At 47.8% G+C, this 3,895-nt stretch carries 4 protein-coding genes; all 4 read left to right on the forward strand.

All coding sequences use genetic code 11. The annotated features are described in order from the left end of the window. The coding region (locus tag QZT80_RS13460; RefSeq protein ID WP_295122587.1) for a hypothetical protein at window positions 1-945 on the forward strand (945 nt) is incomplete at its 5' end. A gap of 26 nt (window positions 946-971) precedes the next feature. Continuing rightward, window positions 972-2,285: a DNA mismatch repair protein gene (locus QZT80_RS13465; protein WP_295122589.1), complete on the forward strand. Its 1,314-nt coding sequence runs from the start codon at window positions 972-974 to the stop codon at window positions 2,283-2,285. Next, window positions 2,282-3,601, forward strand: a complete 1,320-nt coding sequence (locus QZT80_RS13470) for a DNA mismatch repair protein (protein ID WP_295122591.1) — start codon at window positions 2,282-2,284, stop codon at window positions 3,599-3,601. Before QZT80_RS13465 ends, QZT80_RS13470 begins: the two co-directional genes overlap by 4 nt. A gap of 64 nt (window positions 3,602-3,665) precedes the next feature. Continuing rightward, window positions 3,666-3,895: hypothetical protein (locus QZT80_RS13475; RefSeq protein WP_295122593.1), on the forward strand; the 230-nt coding region annotated here is incomplete at its 3' end.

Below are 3,895 nucleotides of genomic sequence, written 5' to 3' on the forward strand. Positions count from 1 at the left end.
CCTGTGTTTAAGTTCCTGACGGGTCACTATGAGCGTTCGCCTTTTAAGTTCGGCGAGCGGGAATATGGCAACCACGCCGTTAATACAGCTTCCAGGTGGTCGCTGATCAACATGGGATTGAATTTCGATACTATTCCGGCCATAGGTGCCGCTACATTTAAACCTGAAGATGTACTGGTGATATCCGATCCGAAATCAATATTGGACCAAAGCATTATCGACAGCGTTAAACAGTATATAGACAGGGGAGGAAATGCCATGTTCTATTCTGAACCAGGCAAGCAGTTCATCATGAACCCCATCCTGAACCATGTTGGCGTAAATGCGGATGAAGGCATCGTTGTGCAGCCTAACCCGCACGATATGCCGCACAAGCTTCCGGGATTGATTTCTAAGAAAGGCACAGATATGGCCGATGAGGAGCCATTTTTCTACTTCAGGAACGGTATCTACACCGCCTGCTATACCGCTATCGCCGGTGCCAGTGTATTAAGCTATTCCGATACCACCGGGTTTAAGGTAGAACAGATTACCACTTTGGAGAACAATGCCAATACCTGGGTAGAAAGAGGTTTGCTGGTGGTAGACTCTGCCGCGCCTATATTCAAGCCCGCGGAAGGTGACTATCGTAAGGAAGGGCCTTATCCGGTTGGTTTGCAGCTTACCCGCAAAATCGGCCCCAAAGTGCAGAAGATCATTGTTTCCAGCGATGCAGACATGATGTCTACTGCCAAAGCAAGCGGAAAGGATTATGGCAATGCGTTCTACAGCTACACGACAGATAACAAATACCCGGTATACCACCATTATAAAGTGCCCACTGATATATGGGTGACCATCAAAAAGGCGCCGGCCGCAACATTGAAGATGGTGCTGCAATATTTAATACCAGCCCTGATACTGGTAGCAGGCATTGTAATACTGATCAGGAGAAAACGCAAATAGCTTTAACTGTTTTAAAAAAGTAGAATATGTATTTGCAGACAGATACGCAGACGATGGATGACTTGCGCTTGTTTTCGAAAGCAGACACACAGGGTATTTATGATATTTATAACCATTCATTTACCCGTGGCGGGCAAACCATTATGGAAGCCATGTTCAGGAAACCGCTGAACAACAGGGAAGAGATCATCAAACGGATCAATACCATTACTGCTTTCGTGAAAATGAAGGCCAGCTTTCCTTTCGATGGCGGCATGCTGGACCAGGCAGAGAAATACATCTCTTTCGATGATAACCAGGATGGCGGCACAAAAGTTACACTTAGTGAGAAAGAGGTGCAGCAGGGGATTATGTCGGTGATCGAACTTTTTCATACGCTCAGGCAGTACCTGGAGTCGAAGGAAATGGCAGGCGTGAAAGAGCTGGAGGATGAAAGACTGACGGCTATCGGGGTATTGAACGACCCGGCTTTTATACCGGTGTTCAACGAAAAGCCGAATGCCCGGATTTCCTTTGCTGCTGTTACGGCTTTTGATGTGTTGATCCGTAGCAAGGAGAAACGGAAGGTGTTGCAGCTGCTGCATTTTATTTACCATATCGATGTGTATGTGTCTGTTGCGCAGGTGACCGCGAAGCATAACATGGTATTTCCTATAGTACACCCAAAAGGGACGAGCATTTTAAAAGTGGAGGGTGTATACCATCCACTTTTAAAAAATGCGGTGGCGAACAGTCTGCATATGGAACCTGCCCGCAACCTGGTATTCCTTACGGGGGCCAACATGGCCGGGAAGTCTACCTTCCTGCGTTCGTTCAGTACCGCGGTGTACATCGCCCATATGGGCTTTCCGGTAGCCGCAGCCTCCATGGAGTTTTCGGTGATGGATGGTGTATATACCACGATCAACCTGCCTGATAACCTGGGCATAGGGGCCAGCCATTTCTACGCGGAAGTATTACGGGTAAAGAAAATAGGGCAGGAACTCAGTGAAGGAAAATCACTGTTCGTACTGTTCGATGAATTATTCCGGGGTACGAATGTGAAGGATGCGCTGGAGGGAACGCTGGCGGTTTGTAATGCGTTTACCAACCGTAAAGACAGTAAGTTTATCATCTCCTCCCATATCATTGAGGCGGCCGGCGAGTTGCGTAAAAAGGAAAGCGCTGCGTTTTACTTTTTGCCCACCATTATGAAAGGGCCTGTACCTGAATACACGTACACGCTGGAAGAGGGCGTTACCAATGATAAACATGGAATGATTATCATCAATAACGAAGGTATACTCGACATTCTGAAGCAGGGAAACAAAGGCGGTAAAAGGTTAAATAAGCAATTATGAGTTTTAAAATAGATCGCCAATCGGTAGGGGAGCTGAACCTCATGGGCAAATTCCGCCAGGGATCAGTGTACTTCCTCTTCAATAAAGTGAGAACACGGATCGGCGAAAAACTGATGGATGAGATGTTTTCACATCCGCTGAATGATGCTGCCGCTATCAACCGGCGTGTGGCCATTTTCGAGTTTTTCGAAGAGAAAGGTGTTGCGTTTCCTTTTGAGGCCGACCAGGTGGCCCTGATGCGGGAATATATCGACACTACGGCGGGGAAATCGCAATTGGCGGTGACGGCAGACCTGCACTTGCAAAAGTTGCTGGCGGGACTCATGAAAGATACCCGTTACAAAAGCACCTTACTGAAGTTGCAGGCCACCATCGTAACGCTGAAGAAGTGTTATGGACTGCTGGAGTTGCTGAAGCGCGAAAACAGTCCTTTGCAGGCCCGCGTGGAATCCTTACTGGCCATCATGCACCAAAAGGACATCCGAAAGATCCTCGATAGTGATATCTATAAGCCGATGTCGACCAGCACCGTGTCCGAGTACGACTTCCTGCTGCGCAACCGGCATAACGAGGTTATGAAGAACGTGCTGATGTTTATTGCCGAAACAGATGTATACATCGCGGTCAGTAATGTATCGCGTGAGCGGCATTTTTGTTATGCAACAGCGGTGGAGAAAGAAGAAAACGTGTTCCATGCCCGTAATCTGAGGCATCCCTGTATTACAAAAGCGGTAGGCAACGATATCCAAATGAAGGAGGGCAGTAATGTGCTGTTCCTCACCGGGGCCAATATGGCCGGTAAATCCACCTGGATGAAATCCATCGGTATCGGTATGTACATGGCCCATCTTGGTTTTCCGGTGGCCGCTGCCGAAATGGTATTCTCTGTACGCGAAGGCATTTTCTCCAGCATCAACGTGGCCGACAACATAGCGATGGGCTACAGCCACTTCTATGCAGAAGTAGTAAGGGTAAAGGACGCTGCGCTGGCCGCCGCCACCGGCGAACACCTCCTGCTGATGTTCGACGAACTGTTCAAAGGCACCAATGTTAAAGACGCCTTTGACGGTACCCTGGCGGTAACGGAAGGGTTCTCCGAATACAACAACTGCCTGTTCATCGTATCTACCCACATCATCGAGGTAGGAGAAGCACTCAAAGACCTGCCTAACGTGCAGTTCCGGTTTATGCCGACGATACTGGAAGGAAATGTACCCAGGTACACCTACACCTTACACGAAGGCATTACCGAAGACCGTCAGGGTATGATGATCATCGAAAACGAGGGAATTATTGCACTGATCAATAAAATGTAAGATTCTACTGATTATATCGCGGCCATCTGCCGTGTAGCTTACTATTTAAAAAACTATAAACAATATGAAGCAATTTATTGCATCAGGGATACTTATGTCCCTACTCTCCACAACCGCCCTGGCCCAGGTGCAACCTTTCACCGGGTTTACGAAGCAGGATTTAAAAGATGATTTTAAATACGCTGTGGAGCTGTTGAAGAAGCAGCACCCGAATCCTTACAAGTTCACAGACACTGTTACGTTCAACCGTAAAATGGATTCCCTGATGAACAGACTGGATAAAGATCCGTCGCT

This window comes from uncultured Chitinophaga sp., from assembly GCF_902168175.1.
Classification (GTDB): domain Bacteria; phylum Bacteroidota; class Bacteroidia; order Chitinophagales; family Chitinophagaceae; genus Chitinophaga.

Coding starts and splice junctions, on each gene's coding strand:
- QZT80_RS13465 (WP_295122589.1), top strand. CDS start 972: ATGTATTTGCAGACAGATACGCAGACGATGGATGACTTGCGCTTGTTT.
- QZT80_RS13470 (WP_295122591.1), top strand. CDS start 2,282: ATGAGTTTTAAAATAGATCGCCAATCGGTAGGGGAGCTGAACCTCATG.